This is a genomic window from Aquibium oceanicum (genome assembly GCF_001889605.1).
In the GTDB taxonomy this organism is placed as follows: Bacteria; Pseudomonadota; Alphaproteobacteria; order Rhizobiales; family Rhizobiaceae; genus Aquibium; species Aquibium oceanicum.
In genome coordinates, this window is sequence record NZ_CP018171.1 from 4,262,557 (window position 1) to 4,286,744 (window position 24,188).

At 66.5% G+C, this 24,188-nt stretch carries 20 protein-coding genes; 1 reads left to right on the forward strand and 19 read right to left on the reverse strand.

Annotated features, from left to right (window positions below):
• Nucleotides 1-25 precede the first annotated feature (25 nt).
• From BSQ44_RS20825 to BSQ44_RS20840, 4 genes are all read right to left on the reverse strand, one after another.
• Entirely contained in the window at nt 26-4,315 is a 4,290-nt protein-coding gene (locus BSQ44_RS20825; protein ID WP_072607007.1) for a cytochrome P450, read from the reverse strand.
• Between the two features lie 109 nt (nt 4,316-4,424).
• Entirely contained in the window at nt 4,425-6,206 is a 1,782-nt protein-coding gene (locus BSQ44_RS20830) for an adenylate/guanylate cyclase domain-containing protein (RefSeq protein WP_072607008.1), read from the reverse strand.
• A gap of 203 nt (nt 6,207-6,409) precedes the next feature.
• Entirely contained in the window at nt 6,410-7,561 is a 1,152-nt protein-coding gene (locus BSQ44_RS20835; protein ID WP_072607009.1) for an Mrp/NBP35 family ATP-binding protein, read from the reverse strand.
• A gap of 70 nt (nt 7,562-7,631) precedes the next feature.
• The gene (locus BSQ44_RS20840; protein ID WP_157894657.1) at nt 7,632-8,873 is read right to left on the reverse strand and encodes a hypothetical protein; all 1,242 of its coding nucleotides are present in this window, start codon (nt 8,871-8,873) and stop codon (nt 7,632-7,634) included.
• Between the two features lie 26 nt (nt 8,874-8,899).
• On the opposite strand from BSQ44_RS20840, the gene BSQ44_RS20845 reads away from it, so the two are divergent.
• Nucleotides 8,900-9,118: a hypothetical protein gene (locus tag BSQ44_RS20845; protein ID WP_072607011.1), complete on the forward strand. Its 219-nt coding sequence runs from the start codon at nt 8,900-8,902 to the stop codon at nt 9,116-9,118.
• 501 nt (nt 9,119-9,619) lie between these two features.
• On the opposite strand, the gene BSQ44_RS20855 is transcribed toward BSQ44_RS20845, so the two are convergent.
• The 15 genes from BSQ44_RS20855 to BSQ44_RS20920 form a co-directional block, all read right to left on the reverse strand.
• Nucleotides 9,620-11,047, reverse strand: a complete 1,428-nt coding sequence (locus BSQ44_RS20855) for a gamma-aminobutyraldehyde dehydrogenase (RefSeq protein ID WP_072607013.1) — start codon at nt 11,045-11,047, stop codon at nt 9,620-9,622.
• Nucleotides 11,048-11,151: 104 nt separating this feature from the next.
• Entirely contained in the window at nt 11,152-11,967 is an 816-nt protein-coding gene (locus BSQ44_RS20860; protein WP_072607014.1) for an ABC transporter permease, read from the reverse strand.
• The gene (locus tag BSQ44_RS20865) at nt 11,957-12,928 is read right to left on the reverse strand and encodes an ABC transporter permease (protein ID WP_072607015.1); all 972 of its coding nucleotides are present in this window, start codon (nt 12,926-12,928) and stop codon (nt 11,957-11,959) included. Before BSQ44_RS20865 ends, BSQ44_RS20860 begins: the two co-directional genes overlap by 11 nt.
• Nucleotides 12,925-13,923 carry an ABC transporter ATP-binding protein gene (locus BSQ44_RS20870; protein WP_072607016.1) on the reverse strand — a complete coding sequence of 333 codons (999 nt, stop codon included), beginning with the start codon at nt 13,921-13,923 and terminating at the stop codon, nt 12,925-12,927. The genes BSQ44_RS20865 and BSQ44_RS20870 overlap by 4 nt, the downstream gene beginning before the upstream one ends.
• 246 nt (nt 13,924-14,169) lie before the next feature.
• Nucleotides 14,170-15,330: an ABC transporter substrate-binding protein gene (locus BSQ44_RS20875; protein WP_072607017.1), complete on the reverse strand. Its 1,161-nt coding sequence runs from the start codon at nt 15,328-15,330 to the stop codon at nt 14,170-14,172.
• A 143-nt stretch (nt 15,331-15,473) separates the two neighbouring features.
• Nucleotides 15,474-16,088, reverse strand: a complete 615-nt coding sequence (locus tag BSQ44_RS20880; RefSeq protein ID WP_072607018.1) for a Uma2 family endonuclease — start codon at nt 16,086-16,088, stop codon at nt 15,474-15,476.
• Between the two features lie 178 nt (nt 16,089-16,266).
• Nucleotides 16,267-16,509, reverse strand: coding sequence for a hypothetical protein (locus BSQ44_RS27015; protein WP_157894658.1), 243 nt, complete (start codon nt 16,507-16,509; stop codon nt 16,267-16,269).
• Between the two features lie 95 nt (nt 16,510-16,604).
• A complete protein-coding gene (locus BSQ44_RS20885) occupies nt 16,605-17,513 on the reverse strand; it encodes a LysR family transcriptional regulator (protein ID WP_072607019.1) in 909 nt (302 codons plus the stop codon).
• Nucleotides 17,514-18,053: 540 nt separating this feature from the next.
• The gene (locus BSQ44_RS20890) at nt 18,054-18,416 is read right to left on the reverse strand and encodes a DUF1850 domain-containing protein (RefSeq protein WP_072607020.1); all 363 of its coding nucleotides are present in this window, start codon (nt 18,414-18,416) and stop codon (nt 18,054-18,056) included.
• Between the two features lie 3 nt (nt 18,417-18,419).
• Complete coding sequence (locus BSQ44_RS20895; protein WP_072608196.1) at nt 18,420-20,525, reverse strand: TRAP transporter permease; 2,106 nt, start codon at nt 20,523-20,525, stop codon at nt 18,420-18,422.
• Between the two features lie 183 nt (nt 20,526-20,708).
• Nucleotides 20,709-21,665 (reverse strand): TAXI family TRAP transporter solute-binding subunit, encoded by a 957-nt coding sequence (locus BSQ44_RS20900; protein WP_072607021.1) that lies wholly within the window; start codon nt 21,663-21,665, stop codon nt 20,709-20,711.
• Nucleotides 21,666-21,818: 153 nt separating this feature from the next.
• Entirely contained in the window at nt 21,819-22,208 is a 390-nt protein-coding gene (locus BSQ44_RS20905; RefSeq protein ID WP_072607022.1) for a hypothetical protein, read from the reverse strand.
• Between the two features lie 12 nt (nt 22,209-22,220).
• A complete protein-coding gene (locus BSQ44_RS20910) occupies nt 22,221-22,763 on the reverse strand; it encodes a chemotaxis protein CheD (protein ID WP_072607023.1) in 543 nt (180 codons plus the stop codon).
• Complete coding sequence (locus BSQ44_RS20915) at nt 22,760-23,149, reverse strand: response regulator (protein WP_072607024.1); 390 nt, start codon at nt 23,147-23,149, stop codon at nt 22,760-22,762. The genes BSQ44_RS20910 and BSQ44_RS20915 overlap by 4 nt, the downstream gene beginning before the upstream one ends.
• On the reverse strand, nt 23,137-24,162 hold the full coding sequence (locus BSQ44_RS20920; protein ID WP_235633441.1) for a protein-glutamate methylesterase/protein-glutamine glutaminase: 1,026 nt from the start codon (nt 24,160-24,162) through the stop codon (nt 23,137-23,139). The genes BSQ44_RS20915 and BSQ44_RS20920 overlap by 13 nt, the downstream gene beginning before the upstream one ends.
• Between the last annotated feature and the right edge of the window lie 26 nt (nt 24,163-24,188).

Consider the following 24,188-nt stretch of genomic DNA (forward strand, 5'->3'; position numbering starts at 1 on the left):
GCGGGCGCCCGGACTCCTGAGGCCCCTACGCGTCCACCAGTTCCCCTTCCACGGCCATCGCCTCCGCGGCTGGTCCGAGCGTCGACGGGTCGACGGCATTCGCCTCGCCGGCCAGCGCGCGCAGGTAGCGCAGCGAGCGCTTGCCGGGCATGAAGAAGTAGCCCCCGCCCTTCACCGTCACGAAAGCCGTCAGCCCCCGCAGCGTCAGCGGCCCGTCCGGCGTGGGGATGGTGTAGTTGCCCGGCGCCGACTGGTTGCCCACCAGCGGGTCCTGCTCGGCGCGCAGGCCGTTGAAGTTGGGGTTCATCACCCAGGTCTGCTGCACGAATTCGAACTGCCGTTCGATGTCGGCATTGAGGCACATGAACAGGATGCCCTTCTCGGTCTCGCTCTCCCAGGCGCGGCTGATCCGCAGGATCCGGTGGCGCTTGGAAAGGGCGATCTGGGTGTCCGTGTCGGTGCCGAGCGAATCGCGCGGGTTGGAGCGGCGCACATGCGAACCGAAGGGGCACCGCAGGCCTTGCGGATCCTCCTTGGCGAACAGGAAGCCGTTGTCGGCCACGCTCCTCCTGCGGTTGGCGCCGGGCTGATCGGATGCGGAGGGATCGTCCTTGCGGGCGCTGCCGGTCGGATTGCGCACCAGCGACGAACCGTCCTTCCAGCGACCGAACATCTTGGCCCCGACCCACTCCTCCGTGGGCTTTCCGTCGATTTCGGGAGACCCGAGCGCCTCGGCGGCATCGCGGCAGAAATGCTCGAACCGGTCGACGTGCTGCGCCAGATGACGCACGACGAGGAACGATCCGTTGCGCCCGAAGTCCCGGCGCGTCGCATCCTCGGCGGGCGTCGTGGCCGAAGGCAGCCCCGCGAGATACCCGTCCGGATCGGTGGCGCCGTCCACGGTGAGCGACGTCGGCACGTAGCCGCTCTGGTCGGCATAGCCGAGCACGAACTCGCCCGCGGCGACCCGGTGCTGCCGGTCGCCCGCCGACCGCGCGCGCGGCGTGCCGTCGATGATCGGCTGCGAGATGCCGTCGCGGAAGCCGAAATGCTCGATCGGGTTGTCGTCGGCATCCTTCTTGATGATGAGCGGCTGGCGCGCGACCGCCACCATCCTCGAGGCCTTCGCGACCCGCGCGATCGCGGCGGTCTTCTTCCGCAGCCCGGCCTTCGTCCTGGCGTAGCACACGGCGACGGCATCGGCGGCGCTGTCGGGCGCGCCCCACAGCCAGTTCTCAGCCGCACTTTCGCCGACGTCGCCCAGCACGCGAGCCTGGTTGGGAGCGGCCATGCCGCGCACGAACGCGGTCGGAAGTCCCGCGACGGCGCCGTCTCCGCCCAGGCCGAGCTTCCGCAGCCCCCCGGCGGCGAGGGCGACCACCATGGCGTCTTCCTCGGGCACGCGGTCGCCGAAGGTGGCGTTCGCCAGCACATGGTCGAGGAAGCGCCGCTTCTCGGTGTCGGTCAGATCCTCCGGCATGGAGAGCGCGATCATCTCCGCTTCACCGAGCTTGCCCATGCCGCCGAAGAAGATCGACTGGATCTCTTCGTTCTCGAGTTTCTGCGCGGGCAGCGGCGCCGAGCCGAACTCGGCGAAGAGCGCGGCGGCCTCGCTGTCGGAATCGGCCGAGGCGAAGGCAGTGCGGATTGCAGCGTTCTTGCGGATGTGGAAGGTCGTGAGCTTGGGATAGGCCGAATACCAGAACAGCGTCGGGATCTGCTGCTCGCGGGCCCAGAGCTTGAACAGGTCGCCGTTCTCCGCCCCTCTCTGGAACAGGTTGCTGGTCTTCGGGTAGCCGAGCGTGTTGCTCCACACGCCCGTCAGGCCCTCGCTGGCCTTGGTGATGAAGTCTTCGAGGTAGCTTCCCCAGCTGCCGCCGTAGTTGCTGAAGAAGAGCAGTTTGTTGGTTCCCGGCAGAAGCACCCAGCGCGCATAGTGGATCGAGCCGATGTCGGAGAGCCGCCCGGGCGGGAAGGCGTGCGTGGCTGCCCCCTTGATCACCGCGAATGCCAGCCGCAGAGTGAGCCGGCGCAAGAGCCCGGGCTTCATCACCGAGATGGCCGCCAGGTGATTGTGGGCGTGATGGTTCTCGCGATCGGCGATGGGGGCGAAACGCTCCGGCGGCAGAGGCGCGCCCTTCTCGGCGTCGCGACCTTCCTTCTGGCGCAAGGCCAGGTATGCGCCCCCGCCGATCGCCCCGACCAGGACGACGATCGACATGAACGCGAGCACGAAGCTCGCCAGCAGGATGAAGACGGCGCTCGCAACGCCGGTCACGGGTCCGAAGACGAAGCCGAAGAGCAGTGCCGTCAACCCCAGGCAGAGAACGGCTGCCGGACCCCACACCTTCCAGTTCTTCAAGGTGGCCGAGAGCGCTTCCGTCAGCGGGCGCTCCGGACCCTCCAGCCCGTGCGACGCATGCTGGAAGGCCCATTCGAAGCCGCCGGCGAAGAGCACGGTTTCCCGCAGGCGTGCCAGCCGCTGGCTGGCGCTTTCGCCCGGCCGGCGCGGGTCGGTGGCGAGGATGTTCCGCAACCTCTCCTCGAAGGCGCTCTCCGCCTTGATGCGATGCACGGAATGGCCGGGCGTGCCGGTGAAGCAGAGCCCCGCCGCTTTGTGGATGCCGGGCGCGACGTCCACCGCGTGGCCGCGCATGAACTCGGCGAGATCGGCCCCCGGACGGAGCGCGCCGGCGGCCTCGAAGATCGGCCGCAGATGGCTCCCGGCATGTTCGGCGACGGCCGCGATGGCGGCGTCGCGCTCGCCATCGGCGGAAAACTCCAGCACCAGGTCGAGACGGTCGCCGGACTTCTCGGCCGCCGGATCAGCGCTACCGATCACCGACATGCTGGCGAAGTGGACGATGCCGGTCTCGTCCAGCGCCCGGTTGATTCCTTCCATCGCCGGGTTGCCGAGCCTATCGACCGCCTCCCGCAGCATCTGCGCGTCGACACCTTCGCGCACCTTGGCAGCGATAGTGACGAAGGCATGGCCGACCGTCTTCGACGCCTCGGTCACGTCGAAATCGACATGCAGGGATTCGGGGAACGCGCCGCGACGCTTCATCTTGCCGGCCGAACCGGACGCGCGCCGCAGGTCCGGCCGCTGGAACAGCGCCCGCATGCATTCGGCGATCTGCACCTTGGCGATCGCGGAGCCGATGCACCAGTGGATGCCGTGGCCGTAAACCATGTAGTCCTTCGCCGGGCGGTCCGGGTTGAACCGCTCCGGATCGGCCACGGTCTCCTCGTCGAACATCGCCGACAGGATAGACGGCATGACAGTCATGCCCGCCTTCAGCTTCCTTTCGCGCCAGGTGCCCTGCGCGATCACGGCGTCGCTTGCGACATAGCGGAACGGGCCGATGAAGATCGGCTTGAAGCGCATCGTCTCCAGGATCGCCCGGTCGAGCGCTACGTCGTCGCCAGCCACCACCGCGTTGCGCACCGCGTGGTAGGCATCCTTGCGCGAGAGTAGGACGTCGAGGCAGTTGCCGGCCGCCAGCAGGTTAGTCGGCGCGAATCCGGAGATCATGCCCATCATCACGGACTTGATGTCGTCACGCCGGAGCGTGTCGGGCTTGGCCTGGTGGATGGCGACCAGCCGGGCCAGCGGCGTGTCCGGCGGGCAGTCGCCGGCGATGGCGCGGTCGATGGAGCGATCGATCGCCTGGCGCATGTGATGAGCGGCGACGACGGCCAGTTCGCGGGTCTTGGCGTCGCCGGCCGGGTCGGAAAAGAACAGCGCGCTGAGCGCGATCGACCAGTCGGCGAACTGCTCCTCGTCGTCCACGACCATGCCGAAATACTCGCGGCAGATGCGCACGGGAATGCGCTTCAGGAGGCCGTCGACGGCGTCGAAGCCCGGTACCGCACCGCGCATGATCGCCTGCGAATGCGCGCGAGCGATCGGGCGGACGCGGCTTTCAACCTCGTCCGGAGGAAAGGCGGAGAGCACGGACGATTTCAGCGTCCGGTAGGCGCAGCCGTCCTGCATGCCGAGGATGAAGTTGGCCCCGCCGGCCATCTCCGCCATCTCGGGCCCGAACGGGGTCTGGAACACGTCCTGCCGCTCGAACACCTCGCGCACGTCGGCCGCCTTGGTGATGAGCGCGAAATTGCCGATGCGGGCGATCGGCCGGTAGCGCCGCAGCAGCGCCAGCCACCAGCGCGGGTTGTCGACCAGCGAGCCGATCACGCGCGAGGCCAGCCCCTTGCTGCGCATCCGTTCCGGATCGAAGGGCGGCAGTTCCGCCACCGGCTTCTGGCCGGCCTGCGCGCGCTTCACGCCGTCGAAGAATTTCGTCGTGAACATCCGTGTCCCCGCGATTGGTCCCGGATGACAGCTAGAGCCCTTCGCGACCAGGTGTAAGTGAGACGCTTCACAGAACGGCGGTTCTTGTTTGAACCCGCCGGGAATACACTCAATCGCCGGTCATCAGGTATCCGTCGATCAGGAACCGGTTGAGTTCGGCCCGCGCGAAGGGAATCACCTCGGCACGTTCGACGCGGAAGTCCGGGTCGCGCGCAAGAAGCAGGGATCGTTCGCGCCGCGCCTCTTCGCGCCGGCCCATCCGGGCGAGCGCGCCGACCTTGAGGAAGCGCGCGTACCAGTAGGAGGGGGCGAGCGCGAGCGAGCGGTCGGCGGCCGCGGCCGCGGCCGGCCAATCCTCCACATGGCTGTAGGCGGAGGCGAGCTCGCCGAGATTGTGGAAGCGGTAGAGATCGAACGGGCTCAGCCGTTCCGCGTCCTGGAACAGGGGAATGGCGCGCGACGCCTCGCCGAGCAGATTGTGCGCGCTGCCCATGGCGGAGCGCGCGAAGGCGAAGCTCGGATTGATCCGCAGCGCTTCCGCCAGATGTTCCAGCGCGTTCGCCGGGCGCGTCAGCATGATGTCGGTGATGCCCAGATGCGCGTGCGGGCGCGCGTCCTGGCTGTCCATGTAGAGCGCCTTGCGGGAATAGTGGACGACCTTTTCCAGATCCTTCTGGTAGTCGCCCGAGCCGCCGAAATTCACCCAGGCGCGCCAGAAGTGCCACCAGGCGAGTTCGTCGAGCACGGTGCTCGAATTGGGGTCGCGGTCGAAGGCGGCGAGGAAGAAGTCCAGCGCCATCTGCGTGTCCTCGCGGGTGCGGCGCTGCATGTGCCAGCGGCCGCGCCGCACCAGTTGCCAGGTCTCCAGGCTCTCCCAGGGGACGCGGAAGGTCCGCGCCTGCTCCATGCGGTCGACTTCCTTTTCCAGCGTCGCGACGATCTCGGTTCCGATCTCGCTCTGCATCTCGGTCATCTCGCTGGCGTCGCGATCGTAGCGGCGCGACCAGATGTTGCGGTTGGTCGAGGCGTCGTCCAGCGCGGCGCGCAGGCGCAGCGTGCTGCCGCTGCGCGACAGGGTGCCGGTGACGACGTAGCGCGCGCCCAGCGCACGTCCGGCCGCTTCCGGCATCATGGCTTCGTCGGTGAGCTGGCGGCTGGAGTTCATGGCGATCACGGGCAGCCAGCGCGTATTGGAAAGCCCTGCGATGATGTCCTCGGCGATGCCCTCGCCCATGTAGCGGATCTCGGGATCGTCCGCATCGATCCGGAAGGGAAGGACCGCGACCGCTGGCGGACCGCCCTTTCCGTCGGCGCGGAAGAAGGAGAACGCGGGCGCCGAATCCTGGCCTTCGGGGCGCGCCGACGTTCCCCGCTCGACGCGGTAGGCGCGCACGGGCAAAAGGATGTTGTGGAACTCCCGTTCCCCCAGATCGACGAAGCTCACCGCCGCGCGTCCGCGGACGTGGTGCCAGGTGGTCTCCGAGATCACCACCCCGCCATCCGGCGCGATCTCCTGCAGCCGAGCGGAGATGTTGACGTCGTCGCCGTACCGGCTCTCGTCGCGGACGATCACCTGGCCGGTGTTGATCCCGGCACGGAACGCCATGCGCCGCTCCGGCGGCAGGCCCTCGTTTGCGGCCCGGATGTGGTCCTGGAAGTCCAGCACGGCCAGCAGCGCGTCGATCGGCGCGCCGAACTCGGCCATCATGCTGTCGCCCGCCGGGCCGAACATGCGGCCACCGAACCTGTTGCAGGTGGCGTCGATGAGGTCGCGCCGCTCCTCGAAGATCGCGACCGCCGCCTCGTCGTCGATACCCATCAGGCGCGAGAACCCGACCGCATCGATCGAAACGATCGTCGCCACGTGCCGTATGAAATCACGGCCGGCCATTTAAGCCCCATCTCAATCGAGCCGGCACGATTGCGGGATGTCCCCCCACGCGTCGTCCAGTGCGCTCGGCGTCTTAGTTTCGTTGGCGCGACGCCGCACGAGCAATCGATCAATGCACTTGCGACGCGACCGCGCACGCAAGCACTAGCAAATACAATTTAATATTTCTAACGAAAACGCCGGCGAGACGTTGTTGACGGGGACTATTCGAACACGATCGCCGGTCCGGCGTCGCTCGACTTCTCCTGTTCGAGACGCTCGATGACGCGTTGCGCGATGTCCCTGTAGATCTTCGCATGCGGACCGTCGGGCTGCGAGACCACTACGGGCGCGCCGCTGTCGGAGGTTTCGCGGATGGCCATCTCCAGCGGCACCTCGCCGAGGAAGGGCACGTCGAGCCGCTCCGCCTCCCTGCGGGCGCCTCCATGGCCGAAGATGTCGTAGCGCTTGCCGGTGTCGGGGGCGATGAAATAGCTCATGTTCTCGACGATGCCGAGCAGCGGCACGTCCACCTTGCGGAACATGTTCAGCCCCTTGCGCGCATCGATCAGCGCCAGATCCTGCGGGGTAGACACGATGACGGCGCCGGCGAGCGGCACCTGCTGCGCCATTGTCAGCTGCGCGTCGCCGGTGCCGGGAGGCATGTCGACGACGAGCACGTCGAGTTCGCCCCATTCGACCTCCCGCAGCATCTGCGTGAGGGCCGACATCACCATCGGCCCGCGCCAGATCATCGGCGTCTCCTCCTCCACGAGGAAGCCCATCGACATGACCTTGAGGCCAAACTTCTGCATCGGCTTCAGGATCTTGCCGTCGACCGTCTCCGGCCGGCCGGAGAGCCCGAGCAGCCTCGGCATGGACGGCCCGTAGATGTCGGCGTCGAGGACGCCGACCCTGAGCCCGTGCGTCTGCAGCCCGAGCGCGAGGTTGAGCGCGGTCGTCGACTTGCCCACCCCGCCCTTGCCGGAGGCGACTGCGATGATCGACGCCACGCCGGGCACCCCGCGCTTGCCCGACTGCCGCGACGCCGGGGCCGGCTGCGGAGCGGGTCTGGCCGCCTGGGGCGCCGGCCGCGGTGGCGCGGGGGCGCGTTCCATGCCGCCGCCCTTCTTTTCCGCCGTCAGTGCGACCACGGCGCCCGAGACGCCCGGCATCGCCTTCACGGCGCGCTCGGCGGCGGTTCGCAGCGGCTCCAGTTCCTGGGCGCGGGCGGCCGGGACGGTGATCGAAAAGAAGACCTTGGCGTCGGCGATGAAGATGTCGGACACCAGCCCGAGCGAAACAATGTCGCCCTCGAAGTCAGGCCCCTTGATGGTGCGCAATGTTTCGACGACGGCTTCTCGGGTGACGGGCATGGGCGGTTCCGGTTCGCTTCGCGCCCTGAGATAATGCAGTTGGCCGCATCGGCCAAGGGCGGGCCAGGAACTACTCGGCCAACGCCACGATGCTGCGCACGAATGTCGCCGGCACCGTCTCGTCGATCGACGACGTCCCGGACTGGTCGCTCGCGATCAGGTAGAGATTGCCGGAGCCGTGCCTGAAGGCCACGTAATCGCGATAGGTCTCGTAGACCTCGCCGTCCTTGCAGGCGGTGAACGCAGTCGAGATCGCCGGAGCCTCCTGCGCCGGCTTCTTGCCGGATGCAAAGGCGCCGCGGCATTTGCGGGCGTCCTCGGCGATCGCCTCCGCGATGACGCCGTCGAGTTGCGCCGAAGCCGCGTCGTAGACCTTCAGCACGCCGGGTCCGCGCGGCGAGGTCCAGGCGATGGCGGCCGAACGGTCGATCCCCGACGCATCCGCGCCAGCACCCGTGTGGTCGGTGAAGCGGTATTGCGCGAAGTCCTCCGAGCGGAAGATGCGAAACATGAACCGCACCGCGTCCAGCGTCGGCTCGGGCGCATCGAGCACCACCGGACCAATGCCGGAGGCAGCCGTGCGCTGGCCATCCGTGCCGGTGTCGGGCAGGTCGAGCGCCGCCGTTTGCGGCATCTGCGTCGTGCGGTTCGAAGCCTCCGCCGAAGCAGGCGCGGCCGGTGCCTGCGGCGCTTGCGGGCCGCTGCTCGCCTCGCGCCGCGTGGCTTCCGGCGCATGGGTCGGAATGGCGGTCGGCATCGCCCCGTCGAGGCTCATGGAGGCCGAAGGAACACCCGGCGCCCCGGGAGCCGGCCGCTCGCGGTAGTCGATGTTGCGCTCGACGCATTTGAGCGTCTGCGACAGGGCGCGCGACGTGCCCGTCAGCACGAAGGAATAGCTCTGGCTTCCCGCGTCGATCTTCAGCATCTTGCCGCGGCGGAACTGGTTGAAGACGCGATCGGTCGCGACGAGTTCGGCAAGCAGGAAGTCCGTTCCTATAACCCGCGCATCCGAGGCGGTGGCGCCGTAGCGGTCGACCTCATAGGAGATCTGGAAGCTCTCGCCCGGCGTCATCTTCCAGTCGGGATGCGACAGGCCGATCCGCCAGTGATAGGTCTTGTCGATGGCGAAATGCAGCCGGATGCCCGACTGGTAGTCGGTCGCCATGGCGCAATGGCTGAACGCGCCCTGGTCGGTATAGGCGCTGCCCGACCACTTTCCGGACCTGAAGCCGCTGCCGGCAATCTCGTCCGCCGTCGCCGGAATCGCGACCGCGATCATCAGGGCGCACGCTACTAGAATGCGTATTACCATGCCTGACCTCCCCACCGAGAGCGTTCATGTGGCAGTGGCGCGGCGCAAGTCGCCGCTCCGCCTATCGCGTCAGGTTCATCATAGCGTCAATCCGGCGGCGCGCCAATCTGCGACGGCACCGTTGCCGATTCCTGAGCGATATCGCCATCAAGATCGAGCAGATCCACCACGTCGCCTATCGCTCGAACCGCACGCCGAAGCATGCCGACTGGCAGCACATGAAAGAACCGGCCAAGGCGGGATGACGGTCAGGGACTACGCGGCGACGAGCCGCGGGGACGTGCTTGGCTTGCCATGAGGCATGCCTGTCCATCACTACGGAGGGCTTTGCATCCCCGGCAAAGATCAATCGCATCCGACACGACGGCCGACCGCGCTTACCAATAGGCGTAGTGCAGATGGACCCCCGCGCCGCTGTCTCTCAGAACCTCGAAGGATACGACGAGGGAAGAAACTTCCTCCGCTCGCGCATCCTTGACATTAAGTTCGGCTTCGACTGCGAAACCTCGGCCATCCAAAAATGCAACGATTGACGCGTCCTCTACGTGTTGACGAAGAGGCCTACAAAACTCCTGTTGGCCATAGGAATCTATGGTGGTCCAGAAGTGATTTCGGTGTTCCGGAAGCAGCGCTCCCTGTTCCGCGACAGCTCGGTGATCCCGGACGGCAATGGCCATCATCAAAGCGAGAATTTCATCGATTTCCCGATCGTTCAGGATTTCGCCCGCTTTCAGATCATGAACTCCCTACCCGTGCGCCACCATCACGTGCCGGACCGCCGTGTAGTCCTCCAGCGCGTAGAGCGACATGTCCTTGCCGTAGCCGGACTGCTTCAGCCCGCCATGCGGCATCTCGTTGGTCAGCATGAAGTGCGTGTTGATCCAGGTGCAGCCGTATTGCAGCCGCGCGGCGGTCGCCATGGCCCGGCCGACGTCCTTTGTCCAGACCGACGAGGCCAGGCCATAGTCGCTGTCGTTGGCCCAGCCGACCGCCTCGTCGACGTCGGAGAAGCGCGTGACCGACACCACGGGCCCGAAAACCTCGCGCTGAACGATCTCGTCCTTCTGCTGCGCGTTGGCCACCACGGTCGGCTGGTAGTAGAAGCCGCCGGTATCGCCCGCCTTGCCGCCGGTCGTGATCTCGATGTGCTTGAGCTCGGCCGCGCGCTCCACGAAGGAGGCGACGCGGTCGCGCTGGCGCTTCGAGATCAGCGGTCCGATCTCGTTCTGCGTGTCGTCCTCCTGGCCGTACTTGATGGTGGACACTGCCGAGGAGAGGTCCGCCACGAGCTTGTCGTAGATCTTGCCGCCGGCATAGATGCGGCAGGCGGCGGTGCAGTCCTGGCCGGCATTGTAGTAGCCGAAGGCGCGCAGCCCGTTCACGACCGCGTCGATGTCGGCGTCGTCGAAGACGATGACGGGCGCCTTGCCGCCGAGTTCCAGATGGGTGCGCTTCACCGACTTGGCCGCAGCCTGCAGCACCTTCTTGCCGGTGGCGACGTCGCCGGTGATGGAGATCATGTTGACCTTGGGATGGTTGATCAGCGCGTTGCCGACGCTCTCGCCGCGTCCGAGCACGACGTTGACGACCCCCTCAGGCAAGACATCGGCGAGGATCGTCGCGAGTTTCAGCGCCGTCAGCGGCGTCTGCTCCGACGGCTTGAAGACCACCGTGTTGCCGCCCGCGATCGCCGGCGCGAGCTTCCAGGCCATCATCATCAGCGGGTAGTTCCAGGGCGCGATGGAGGCGACGATCCCGATCGGATCGCGCCGGATCATCGAGGTGTGCCCCGGCAGGTATTCGCCCGAAACCACGCCGGGCATCGACCGCACCGCGCCCGCGAAGAAGCGGTAGCAGTCGACGATCGCCGGGATCTCGTCGTTCTTCACTGCGTTGATCGGCTTGCCGCAGTTCAGCGCTTCCAGTGCCGAAAACGCGTCGGCCTCCGCCTCGATGCGGTCGGCGATTTTCAGCAGGTAGCCCGAGCGCTGTGCCGGCGTGGTGCGCGACCATGTGGCGAAGGCCTTCTCGGCCGCGGCGACCGCCGCCTCGATCTGTCCCTGACTGGCCTCCGGCAGGTTCAGAATCGTCGCGCCCGTGCGCGGGTTGAGGATCGCTTCCTCGGTCTCGGTCCCGGCCTCGAATTTCGAGCCGATCAGCATTTGAGTGTCCATTGGTGTGTCTCCCTTGTTCAATCGGCAGTACGGCAGTAGGCAGTCGGCAGTCGGGGAAGCTCTTCGCCCCGACTGCCGACTGCCCACTGCCCACTGCCTCTGTTTCACTTCCCCGCCCCCGCGACCTGGTCGCCGTCCCTGGTCAGGTAGAAGGCCGCGAGGATGGGCAGGAAGGTGACGAGCACCACCACCATCGCCACGACGTTGGTGACCGGGCGCTGGCGCGGCCTCACCAGTTCCTCGAGCATCCAGATCGGCAGGGTCTGCTGCTGCCCGGCGGTGAAGGTGGTGACGATCACCTCGTCGAAGGACAGCGCGAAGGCGAGCATGCCGCCAGCGAGAAGCGCCGTGCCGATGTTGGGCAGGATCACGTACCGGAACGTCTGGAAACCGTCGGCGCCGAGGTCCATCGACGCCTCGATCAGCGAACCCGACGTGCGCCGGAAGCGGGCGACCGCGTTGTTATACACAACGACGACGCAGAAGGTCGCGTGGCCGAGCACGATGGTCCAGGTCGAGAACGGGATCTCGGCCAGGTTGAACGCGGAACGTAGCGCGATGCCGGTGATAATTCCGGGCAGCGCGATCGGGAGTATGACGAGCAGCGAGATCGTCTCGCGGCCGAAGAACTTCGTCCGGCTGACGGCGGCAGCGCACAAGGTGCCGAGCACCAGCGCGATCGCCGTCGAGATCGCCGCGACCTGCACCGACAGCGACAGCGCCTGCCACACGTCCGGCCGGTTCCAGGTGACTTCCAGCCAGCGCAGCGTCAGGCCCGGCGGCGGCCACTGGTAGCTCTTCTCCTCCGTCGTGAAGGCGTAGACGAAGATCAGCAGGATCGGCAGGTGCAGGAAGAGGAGCCCGGCCGCGGCGGCGAGTTTTAGCGCGAGCGGGGCAGACTGGCCGCGGTCAGAGAGCATTGAACGCCCCCAGCCGTTTGGCGCCCCACAGGTAAAAGCCCATGACGACGATCGGCACCACCGTGAAGGCGGCGGCGAGTGGGATGTTGCCGGCCGTTCCCTGGTGCACGTAGACCGCCTGCCCGAGGAACAGGTGCGACGTGCCGACGATCTGGGGGATGATGTAGTCGCCCAAGGTGAGCGAGAAGGTGAAGATCGAGCCCGCGACCATGCCGGGCAGAGCCAGCGGGAAGATCACGTTGCGGAAGGTTTGCCTCGGCGAGGCGCCGAGGTCGGAGGAAGCTTCGACCAGGTTCCCCGGCACGCGCTCGAGTGCTGCCTGGAGCGGCAGGATCATGAAGGGCAGCCAGACGTAGAGGAAGACGAGGAAGGTGCCGGTGTAGCTGAAGGACAGCGAGCTGCCGCCGACGATCGGCAGCGACAGCCAGGCCTCGAGCAGCCACGCGAGGTGCAGCTTGGCGAGCAGCCAAGTGAGAATGCCCTCCTTCGCCAGGATGAGCTTCCAGGCGTAGACCTTGACGAGGTAGCTCGACCACAGCGGCAGCATCACCGCCAGGTAGAAGAACGCCTTCCACTTGCCGCGCGCGTATCGCGCCGCGAAATAGGCGATCGGGAACGCCACGACCGCCGCGGCCAGCGTCACCATCGCGGCCATGCCGACAGTGCGGAAGATGATGTCGAGGTTCTGGGCGCGAAACAATTCGCCATAGGTCTTGAGCGTGAACTCGTAGCGGATCATTCCCGAGAATTCGTCGATCGAGAAGAAGCTCTGCGCGAGCAGGGCGAACAGCGAGCCGAGATAGACGATGCCCAGCCACAGCACCGGCGGCGTCAGCATCAGAAAGAGCAGCAGGCCGGGATGGCGCCAGAACGTGTCCGACAAGGCCCCGAACGCCCCGCCGCGTCCCGGCAGGACGGCGGGATTGCGGCTGGAACCGGAGGAGAAGACGGCGTCGGTCACCCCTCCCCCTCCATCACGTGCAGTTGCTCGCGGTTGAAGGTCAGCATGACGGCCTCGCCCTCTCCGGGCAGCCGGGCGCCGGCGGGCACGATGGCGTGGAGGCGCAGGCCTTCGGCGTCGAGGGCGACGCGGGTGGCGGCGCCGAGGTAGTTCTTCGAAACGACACGCGCGGGGACGCCATCGCCGGAGGCGGCCTGCTGGATGCGGATGGCTTCCGGCCGCAGGCTGCCCCAGGCCTTGCGGCCGTCGTAGCGCTGTACGAATTCCGGCGGCAGCACGTTGGAGGACCCGACGAAATCGGCCACGAAGCGCGAGGCGGGCCGCTGGTAGATGTCTTCCGGCGAGCCGACCTGCATGACGCGGCCGTCATTGAAGACGGCGACGCGGTCGGCCATCGACAGCGCCTCTCCCTGGTCGTGGGTGACGAAGATGAAGGTGATGCCGAGCTGGCGCTGCAGGGACTTCAGTTCCTCCTGCATCTGCTCGCGCAGCTTGAGGTCGAGCGCGCCGAGCGGCTCGTCGAGGAGCAGCACCTTGGGGCGGTTCACCAGCGCGCGGGCGAGCGCAACGCGCTGCCTCTGGCCGCCGGAGAGCTGGCCCGGGCGGCGCTGGCCGTAGCCGGGAAGCTGCACCAGCGCCAGCGCCTCCTCCGCCGCCTTCATGCGCTCGGCCTTTGCCACGCCGCGCACCATCAGGCCGTAGGCGACGTTGTCGACGACGTTCAGATGCGGGAACAGCGCGTAGTCCTGGAACACCGTGTTGACGTTGCGCCGGTAGGGCGGAACGCCTTCCGCCGTCTCGCCGAATATCTCGATGTGCCCGGCGGTCGGCTGCTCGAAGCCGGCGATAAGGCGCAGGCACGTGGTCTTGCCGGAGCCCGAGGGACCCAGCATCGCGAAGAACTCGCCCGCCGCGACGTCGAGATCGACCCGGTCGACGGCGCGAACGGGGCCGTAGTGGCGCGAGACGGTCTGAAAGGAAACGGCTGTGGTCATGGGTTGGTCGCTTCGGTTGAGATAGCACCCCCTCACCGTCTCGCTTCGCGAGCCACCTCTCCCCCTGCCCGGGGGAGAGGAAACGCCAATCGCGAGGCTACGGTGTTCGTCCAGCCGCGGTTCCTCTCCCCCGGGCAGGGGGACAGGTGGCCCGAAGGGCCGGTGAGGGGGTGATGCCTCCCGGCGTGAAACGCCGGGAGGATCGGTGCCGCAAGCGGCGTGCCGCGCCGTTGTCGTGGCGTTTCCTCAGCGCCCGCCGATCACGCCGACATAGTCCGAGACCCAGCGGTAGTACGGCACGCACTGGTCGTCCTGGCTGGCGCATTTCGAAGTCGGCGTGGTCCAGAAGCGGACCTGATCGAAATTGTCCATGCCGTTGGCCGTGCAGCCCTCCGCGGTCTGCATGCCCGAGCCGTCGGTGCAGGCGGCGGGCACGGAGGGGTTGGCGCCGAACCACACCGCGAGGTCGCTCTGCAGGTTGGAGGACAGCGTGTGCTCCATCCACTTGTAGGCGCAGTTGGGGTTCTCGGCGTCGGCATGCATCATGGTCGTGTCGGCCCACCCCGTGACGCCCTCCTTCGGGAAGACGGAGGCGACCGGCTGGTTGTCGGCCTTCAAGAGGTTGACCTGGAACGGCCAGGAACCCGACGCCACCACGCCCTCGTTCTTGAAGTCGTCGATCTGGATGAAGGCATCGTGCCAGTAGCGGCCGACCAGCTGGCGCTGCTGGCGCAACAGGTCGAGCGCCGCCTTGTACTGGTCCTCGTTGAGCTCGTAGGGGCTCTCGATGCCGAGGTCCGGCTTGTGTGTCATCAGGTAGAGCGCCGCGTCAGCGACGTGGATCGGCCCGTCATAGGCCTGCACGCGGCCCTTGTTGGACGAGCCGTCGCCGAGCGTCGTCTCCTCGAACACGACGTTCCAGGAATCCGGCGCCTCCTTAAAGACCTCGGTGTTGTACATGAGAACGTTCGGCCCCCACATGTAGGGCACGCCGTAATGGGTGCCGTCGACCGTGTGCCAGGGCGCGTCCTTCAGGCGGTCGTCGACCTTCGACCAGCTCGGGATCAGATCCACGTTGACCGGCTGGACGCGCTTGCCGGCGACGAGGCGCAGCGAGGCGTCGCCGGATGCGGTGACGAGATCGAACCCGCCTTCGTTCATCAGCGCCACCATTTCGTCGGACGTGTTGGCCGTCTTGACGTTGACCTTGCAGCCGGTGGTCTCCTCGAACTTGGTCACCCAGTCGAAGGACTTGTCGGTCTCGCCGCGCTCGATGTAGCCCGGCCAGGCGACGATGTTGACCTGGCCCTCGCTTTCGCCGACCTCGGTCATCTGCGCCAGCGCCTGGCCCGAGACGGACAGGGCGAGCGCCAGCGCGGTGCAGGAATGCAGAAGCTTCTTCGTCATGACTGATCTCCCGTTGAAAGGGCCCGCTCTCTTGTGGCGGGATGATCCCTGCGGCCACAGTGACAGGATTGCCGCCATTCGCAATTTCATTTGTCAGAAAGGCGGTATCGGTTTTTCCGATAGCGCAACTGACCTGCGCGGCGTCAGAAGCGTTCGAGCGTGGCGAGCGTGAGAGATAGCCCGCGAACGGCGGTGGAGACGATCTCCTCCGCGGCCGGAATCTGACGGATCGAGCGGTAGCCTTCCAGCCCCGGCTCGGTATGGACGTGGATCAGTTCCTTCGCCGCGTCGATGACCCAGAGTTCAGGGATGCCGAAATGGGCGTAGATCAGCGCCTTGCGCCCGAGATCCCAGCGCAGGCTGGAATCGGCGACCTCGATTGCGAGAAGCGCAGTGGAGGGTTTCAGAGCGGCAAGGCCGTCCGACTTGCGGAAGAACACGAAATCGGGCTCGACGAAACTGTCCTCGCGGAGGCGGAAGGTGGTTTCGACGGCGCACCGAAACTCCTCCGGCAAGGTTCTGGAGAAGAATCGCACCAGCGCATTTTTTAGCACCTCGTGCCGGATGCCTTTCGGGTTCATGGGCACGATCTCCCCGCCGATCAACTCGAAGCGCTCGTCCTCGTCGAGGACACCGGCTTTGACCATCGCTTCGATCTCGGCCACGGTCCACCGCCGCCGCTCCAGCCCCTCGGCGGCCCGGGTGGTGATCGGAAGGTCGGCTGAGCGAAGCTCGGGATTTCGGAAGAGCTGGTTCATGCCGATGAGAATAGCATCGTCACCGAGGTCGGCAAACGGGTTTCGAAAACGTGCGGTATAGTCCGGAAGCCGACGTTCGGTGGCGCAGAGGATTTCCTGCCGCGGGGGACGAAATATTGAAACAGAATACTATGATTCTGTATAAATTCGAACGCTGGACATGGGTAGTGAGCAAGCCTCAAAATTCGGGTACACTATCGAAGCCCAGCGGGTACCAGATACCACGCCTGAGCCAGTTTCCCATATTCGGAACGACGTGTTCTTGATCTAGATGGCTAAGGTCGTCGATAGGTGAAATCTGCAGTGGTTGTCGCTCATTACCAAACACCCTTGCAAGCAAAGCAAGCGCGTCGTCTTCAGACCGAGCCGTTATGCCAACGCCGGAAGCGTTCTCGAACTCAATCCAGTAGGGAATCAGCATGGGGACACCTGCAATTGGATCGCAAACGAATTCTGAAACAGTTCATAATTCTGTTCCATCGGTCCATCGCATCGTCACAATCGCCACCACCCCCCTCACCTTCCCCGCATCGTCCTCTGCCCCTGCGCGATGCCGATGAAGTCGCGCGCGGTCTGCGACAGGCTGGAGCCGCGGCGCCAGACCATGCCGACCTGCACCGCCGGCAGCGAGCCGGAGACGTCGCGGCTTTCGATGCGGTCGCCTTCCAGCGACCAGGGGCGGTAGACGAGGTCGGGCAGCAGGGCGATCCCCGCCCCGGTGGCGACGAGGCTGCGGACCGCCTCGACCGAGCGGGTGCGAAACGCGACGTGCGGGCGGGTGCCGAGCGCCATTAGGAGCTTGCCGGTGTTCTCCTCGATCTCGTCGATGGTGAGCATGATCAGCGGCAAGGTCGCGATGTCGGCCAGCGTGATGATGTCGGCGCCGACCAGCGGATGGCCGAGCGGCAGCCACAGCCGGTAGGGCGAGACTTCGAGGATCTCGGCCTGCAGCGCCATGCGGTCGCGCAGGTTGGAGATGACCATGACGGCGACGTCGAGCTCGCCGCCGACCAGCAGATGCTCGAGATAGTCGCCATTGTCCTCGATGGCCGAGACCTCCACGCCCGGCCAGGCGCGGCGGTAGCGGGCGAGAAGGTCGGACAGCACGTAGCCGGCGACAAGCGAGGTCACGCCGAGTTGCAGGCTACCGGTTACGGTCTCCGGATCGCCCGAGAAGGTGCGCCGCGCGTCCGACACGTCGGCCAGAATCTTGGTGGCATGGCGCAGGAACTGGTGGCCCTTGTGGGTGATGGACAGCCCACGCGGATGCCGCTCGAACAGCTCCACCCCCAGATCGCCCTCCAGTTCCTTGATGGCTTCGGTGACCGACGACTGCGAGATCGACAGATTCTGCGCGGCGCGGCTCACCGTGCCCTGCTCGGCGACGGCGACGAAATACTGGAGCTGGCGGAGCGTGAAGGCCATGGCCCATTCATAAGGGTGACGGGGCGAAAAGGAAGCGGCGTCACATGGGACCTCTCGCCGGAAAACCTGGCATGCTTCATCATCGCCACGCCCGCCGGAAGCGTCTGGCTATTGAAAAAACCCTCCGCGGAGGGAGGCGGTGCGCGCGCTGGCGGACGGTCCGACAGCGCTGTTTTTCTAAAACGATGCCCGGCAGACGCGCACCGCCGACGCTGCTGCCCCCCTCTGACTCACCCTGTGCCCGAAAGCCGTGGGTCGCCAGCACCGGAGGGGCCGGGACCGTGGGGCCTTGCCGAGGCAATCCCCGACCCCGCCAACCGGACGAGGCCAATCCCGCGCGCCGCCACGTCCCCCCGGTCGGCCCGGCAGCCACCCAAGGCCCGGCGGAAGTGACGAAGGGGAGTATGATGGAGGAGCGGAAGGCGTGGACAGATATGGGGCGGGAGTATCGACCAATCGAGCATTTCGCAACGAAATCAATGATTTGCTCTCTTCAGCCGGCCAGGTGTATCCACGAAGGCCGTACAGTCCTTGTGGAGCCTAATCCTCACAGCCCCTGATTTCGACCGGTTCGGCCGGCTCTGCGCCGATCGTCAGGCAATTGCCGTCCGCGCATAGCATCCACCCGCCAACCGTCGCGCCGGAACTGGCAAGACGCAGCGCCTCCTGCGGCGGCAGGGCCGGATGGTAGGTCCACATGCCGTCCTTCAGCACCGCTCCATCGGGGATCTCCATGCCGGCGCCGGTGCCCTCGACGCGTGCCGCGGCGAGTTCGAGGCCGGCTGGCGTGACCCGCCAGTCCTCCTCCCAACGCGTCTTTTCGACAGAGTGCGTCCAGGACAGTGTGAACGCCGCCGCCGCAAGCACCGTGGTCTTGCCGGCGGCGAGGATGCAGAGCGGCATCTTCTAACCTTCGGGAGCCGGCTCCGCCGCCCTGCCCCGCGTCCGCCACAAATGCGCGCCGATCACCACCGCGGCGAGCGCGAAGCCGATCTCGTCGGTCACCGGCAGCGCGGCGATCAGGGTAAAGGCGGCGGCGGCGGCGATGAGGCGTTCCCAGGCCGCGAGCGGCGTGCGCAGGTAGCCGATGACGGCCGCGCCCCACAGGCAGATCGCCAGCCCCGCCTTGAAGACGATGTAGGCGACGGCCGGCCAGTAGCCGATGGTTTCGGCCAGCGGTCCGCCGTCCTGCAGCATCAGCGCGGGCGTGTAGACGGCCATGTAGGGGATGACGAAACCCGCGGCGGCGACCTTCACGGCTTCCATGGAAATGCGCAGCCCGCCCTCCTTGGCGATGGGGGCCGCGGCGAAGCAGGCGAGAGCGACCGGCGGCGTCAGGTCGGCGAGGATGCCGAAATAGAAGACGAACATGTGGCTGACGATGAGCGGCACGCCGAGTTCCAGCAATGCCGGGCCGGCGATCGTCGAGGTGATGATGTAGTTCGGGATGGTCGGTATGCCCATGCCGAGCACGATGCAGGTGATCATGGTCAACACCAGCGACAGGAACAGCGAGTTCTGCCCGACCGAGACGATGTACTGGCCGAAGGTGTTGGCGACGCCGGTCAGCGTCATGGTGCCGATGATGATGCCGACGATCGCGCAGGCGATGCCGACGGGAAGCGCGGTGCGCGCGCCATCCGCAAGCGAGTCGCGACAGACCGCGAGCGTCTTGCGGCCGCCCTCGACGAAGACGTTGGCGAGGATCAGCAGCGCGACGGCAATCAGCACGACGTTGATGCCAAAACGGAAGAAGCTCGCGGCGACGAGACCAAGGCCGATCCAGAAGATGACGCGGATGACCTGGCCGGGCAGGCCGAGCGCCACCGAGCCGCCGAGGATCAGGAGCACGGTGAAGGACAGGCCGACCGTGCCGGCAAAGAGCGGCGTGTAGCCGGTGAAGAGCAGGTAGACGAGCACGCCGAGCGGCAGCAGCAGGTACCATCCCTTCGTGAGGGCGCCCCAGGCGGAGGGGAGTTCGGATTTCGGCAGGCCGTGCAGCCCGCGCTTGCCGGCTTCAAGGTGCACCATCCAGAAGGTCGAGGCGAAATAGAGGATGGCCGGCACGATGGCCGCCTTGACGACCTCGTAGTATTCGATGCCCAGCGTCTCGGCCATGATGAAGGCCACGGCGCCCATCACCGGCGGCATGATCTGCCCGCCCATCGAGGCCGTCGCCTCGACGCCGCCGGCAAAGGCCGGGCGGTAGCCGAAGCGCTTCATCAGCGGGATGGTGAACTGGCCGGTGGTGACGACATTGGCCACGCCCGAGCCGGAGATGGTGCCCATCAGTCCGGACGAGATGACCGACACCTTCGCCGCGCCGCCGCGGGCATGGCCGACGAGGCCGAGCGAAATGTCGGTGAAGAGCTTGATCATGCCGGCCTTCTCGAGGAAGGCGCCGAACAGGATGAACAGGAAGATGTAGGTCGACGAGACGTAGACCGGAATGCCGTAGATGCCTTCGGTCCCATAGGCCATGTGGTCGATGACCTGCGCGAAATCGTAGCCGCGGTGGTTGAGCGGCGCCGGCAGGTATTCGCCGAACAGGCAATAGGCAAGGAAGGTGCCCGAGATGATCGGCAGCGCCGGCCCCATGATCAGCCAGGCGGCGAGGAATATCGTGGCGAGCGCGACGACGCCGAAGACAATGTCGAGCGGCAGCGGATCGCCGGCGCGCAGGATCAGCGGCTTGTACTCGATCCACTGGTATGCGGCGACCGCCATGGCGGCGAGGCCCAAGGCCCAGGCGAGCGTCTTCCACGGCATCCGCCAGCCGGCGGCGGCCGCGACGAGCGGGAAGGCCAGCAGCAGCAGGAAACCGACGTGGAACGCGCGCACGATCTGGCTCGGCAGCGTGACGACGTGGGCGGCGGTGGCGAGCTGGAAGACGGAGAAGGCGACCGCGATCCAGAACAGGACGCGTCCCTCGCGCGACAGCGGAAAGCCGCCGCCCGTGGGATCGTGGAAGGTGGCGGAGGAACCGACGTCGCTGGCGGCCGGATTGCTCATGTCATGCCCCGGAAAATGGTGCCGGTCGCCGCCCGGCTGGCCGCGGCTTCCCGAACGGGCCATCCTGGCCGGGCGGGAAAGGCCGCGGAGCGCCCGCGGACGATCCGCCGGCACCGACATCGGAAGCGACCGCCCCGTGAGGGCGGCCGCGGTTCTTCAGGACGGATCGGGAACGGAGCCCGATCAGAGCAGGCCCTTTTCCTTGTAATAGCGCTCGGCGCCTGGGTGCAGCGGAATCGGCAGGCCAGCGGCTCCCTTTTCCGCGCTGATCGCCTTGGCGGCGGCATGCGCGGCGACCATCTCCGGCAGGTTCTCGAAGAGCTGCTTGGTCATCTGGTAGGCGGTCTCGTCCGAGACGTCCGAATGGGTGACCAGGATGTTGGTGATGGCGAGCGTCGGCACGTCTTCGGACTGGCCTTCGTAGGTGCCGGCGGGGATCGTCTCGGCCAGGAACGGCGCGCCGAGCGTCTCGGCGACCGAAGCCGGCACGGCGACCATGGTGATCGGCAGCGACGTGGCGAGATCCTTGATGGAGGCGACGCCGAGGCCGGCCGACTGCAGCGTGGCGTCGAGCTGGCGGTTCTTGATCAGTTCGACGGACTCGCCGAACGGCAGGTATTCCGTCTGGCCGAGATCCTCGTAGCTCATGCCCATCGCCTCGAAGATGCGCCGGGCGTTGAGTTCGGTGCCGGACTTCGGCGCACCGACCGAGAGGCTCTTGCCCTTCAGGTCCTCGAAGGTCGCGATGCCGCTGTCCTGTGAGGCGACGATCTGGATGAAGTTGGGATAGATGGCGGCGATGCCGCGCAGCTTGTCGAGCTTGCCGGGGAAACCGGCCTCCTCGTCGCCTTCCCACGCCGACTTGACGGAATCGCCGAGGGCGAAACCGATCTCGCCCTTGCCCTGCTGCAGGAGGTTGAGGTTCTCGACGGACGCCTTCGTCGACTGCACCTGCGTGCGCGCGCCCTCGATCTTCTCGCCGTAGATCTGGGCCAGAGCCGCGCCGAGCGGATAGTAGACGCCCGATGTACCGCCGGTGAGCACGTTGATGAATTCCTGCGCCTTCACGGACGTGGCCCCGAAGGCGAGGCTGAACGCCATGGCGCCGGCCGCTATAAGTTTCTTCTTGTGGATCGTCATGCATTCCTCCCGAGGGAACCTTTTGGATTGACGCCGACAAAGGGCGATGCCCGACCGGCTGCGAGAGGCGATCCTAATGGAAGTGGCGGGAATGCAAAGTCCCAATGTGACGGAGGTTCGCGGAATTCGGCGTTTGCGCCGCCGTCGAGGGGTTCAGAACAGGTCGCAATGACCGTGATCGACCTCGTCGTGCTGGTGCGGGACGTAGACGCTCGCACCGATCTTGCGGACGAGTTCGGTGAGCTTCAGGCTGCGCGTCGCGCCGCCGGTCTCGATCTCCCACTCCGCGGGCATGATGTCCGCCAGCGTGCGCAGGAAGCCGGCGATGCCCTCGACCTTCTGGTAGAGGAGGTCCGCCTCCTGCATGGCGCGCATGAATGCCGGCTCGCCTTTGCCGCGCTCGCCGACGGCCACCGCTATGTGCGCGTGGTTGGCGTCGATCGCATGGGCGATCGTTTCGAGTTCCGCCTCGATGCGCGCGATGACGTCGCGCACCGGCTCGTGATGCGGGTCGTGCGCGAAGGCTGGGGCTGCGGCAGGCATGCGACGACGCTCCTAGAACAACTCGAGATCGCCGCCGGCCGGAACCTTCGGCACGCGCGGTTCGGCGACCGGCAGGGGCGCGATGGCCTGCGGCAGCAGGAACTGACGGGCCCGACCCGTCGCGGGCTGGTATTCGAGCCTGCGACCCTGGTTTCCCCCCACGCTTCCGCCGTGGAAGGCGATACCCTCGTTTTCGAGGAAACGCCGGGCGAAATCGACGTTCTTGCCGCCGATGTCGGTGAAGCCCTGCACGGTGCGGGCGCCGCCGAAGAGCTTGGCCTCGATGTTCTCGCGCCGCGCGCCGCGCTTCAGCAGACCGTTGACGAGAAGCTCCATCAGGTAGACGCCGAACCGCTCCGCCTCGTTGAGGCGCGAGCGTTCGCCCTCTCCGGGCAGGAGGAAGTGGTTCATGCCGCCGATCTTGAGGACCGGATCGCGCATGCAGGCGGCAACGCAGGAACCGAGCACCGTCGTCAGCACGGTTTCGGGTTCATCCGTTACAGCGCACTCACCCTGGATGACATGGATACGCCCGGGGCGGCGGCTGTCGATCAATGCAGCCTCCCCACGATGGCCTCGAGCGCCTTCTTGAGATCCGGAGCGGTGAAAGGCTTGTTCAGGTAATTGTTGAGCCCGAGCTTGCGGCCCTCGATCAGCACGTTCTTGTCGGCATTGCCGGTGAGGATCATGAACGGCACCTTGGAGGTGGGCTTGTAGCTGCGCACGGCGTGGAGGAGCTGCAGCCCGTTCATCTTGGGCATGTTCATGTCGGAGATGATGAGATGCGAGGGCTGCGACATCATCAGCTGCATCGCCTGTTCGCCATCGGCCGCGACCGCGATGTTGCGGAAGCCGATGGTTTCGAGCGCGTCGCGCAGAAGCATCCTGCTGGTGGTGGTGTCGTCGACCACGAGTATCTTCAACTGGGCTAGGAGTGACAAAGGACGGTCCCTTCTCTAGTCGACCTCGCGCCCGAGAAGATCTCGCGCGCGATACGGTTCAATGGCAACTGTTTCTGCACGGCACCGACTTCGCTGGCGACGCGGGGCATTCCGTAGATCAGCGACGACTGTTCGTCCTGACCGATTGTCCGGGCGCCGGACTGGCGCATTTTCAAGAGACCCTGCGCACCGTCCTTCCCCATGCCCGTCAGGATCACGCCCACGGCGTCCTGTCCGACGGCCGAGGCGACCGAAGCCATCAGGACGTCGACGGAGGGACGATGGCCCGAAACGGTCTCGCCTTCGCGCAGCCGGGTTTCCATGCCGTCGCCGCGACGCACGATCTCCAGGTGGCGTTCGCCGCCGGGTGCGATGTAGATGTTGCCGCGGGCGAGTGGACGTCGGTCTTCCGCCTCCTGCACGGTCGGCCGGCACATCCGGTCGAGGCGCTCCGCGAAGGACCGCGTGAAGTTGGCCGGCATGTGCTGGGTGATCACCGTGGGCGGACAATCGGCCGGGAAATCGGACAGCATGGCGATGAGCGCCTCTACGCCACCCGTGGACGCGCCGACGGCGACGATCCTTTCGCGCGCGACGGAAAGGCCGGTGGTCGCGGGAGCCGGCATGGAAGGCTCGGGAGACGGCCTGCTCGGCCGTGCGCGATTGCGTCCCGCGCCCGCCGCGATCACCTTTTCCACCAGATCCTCGAAGGAGCGGTCGTCCTTGAGCGACGGCTTGGCGACACAGTCGAAGGCGCCGAGCGCCAGTGCCTCGATCGTCACCGCAGCGCCGTTGACCGTCAGCGTCGACACCATGATGACCGGCCGCGGCCGGTGCTTCATGACGCGGCGCAGGAAATCGATGCCGTTCATCTTCGGCATCTCGATGTCGAGCGTGATGACGTCGGGATCAAGCGAATCCACCAGCCGGAACGCCTCGGTCGGATCGGGCGCCTCGCCCACGACCTCGATGGCCGGGTTGCTCGCCAGCGCGAAGCCGATGATCTTGCGCATGGTCGCGCTGTCGTCGATGATCAGGA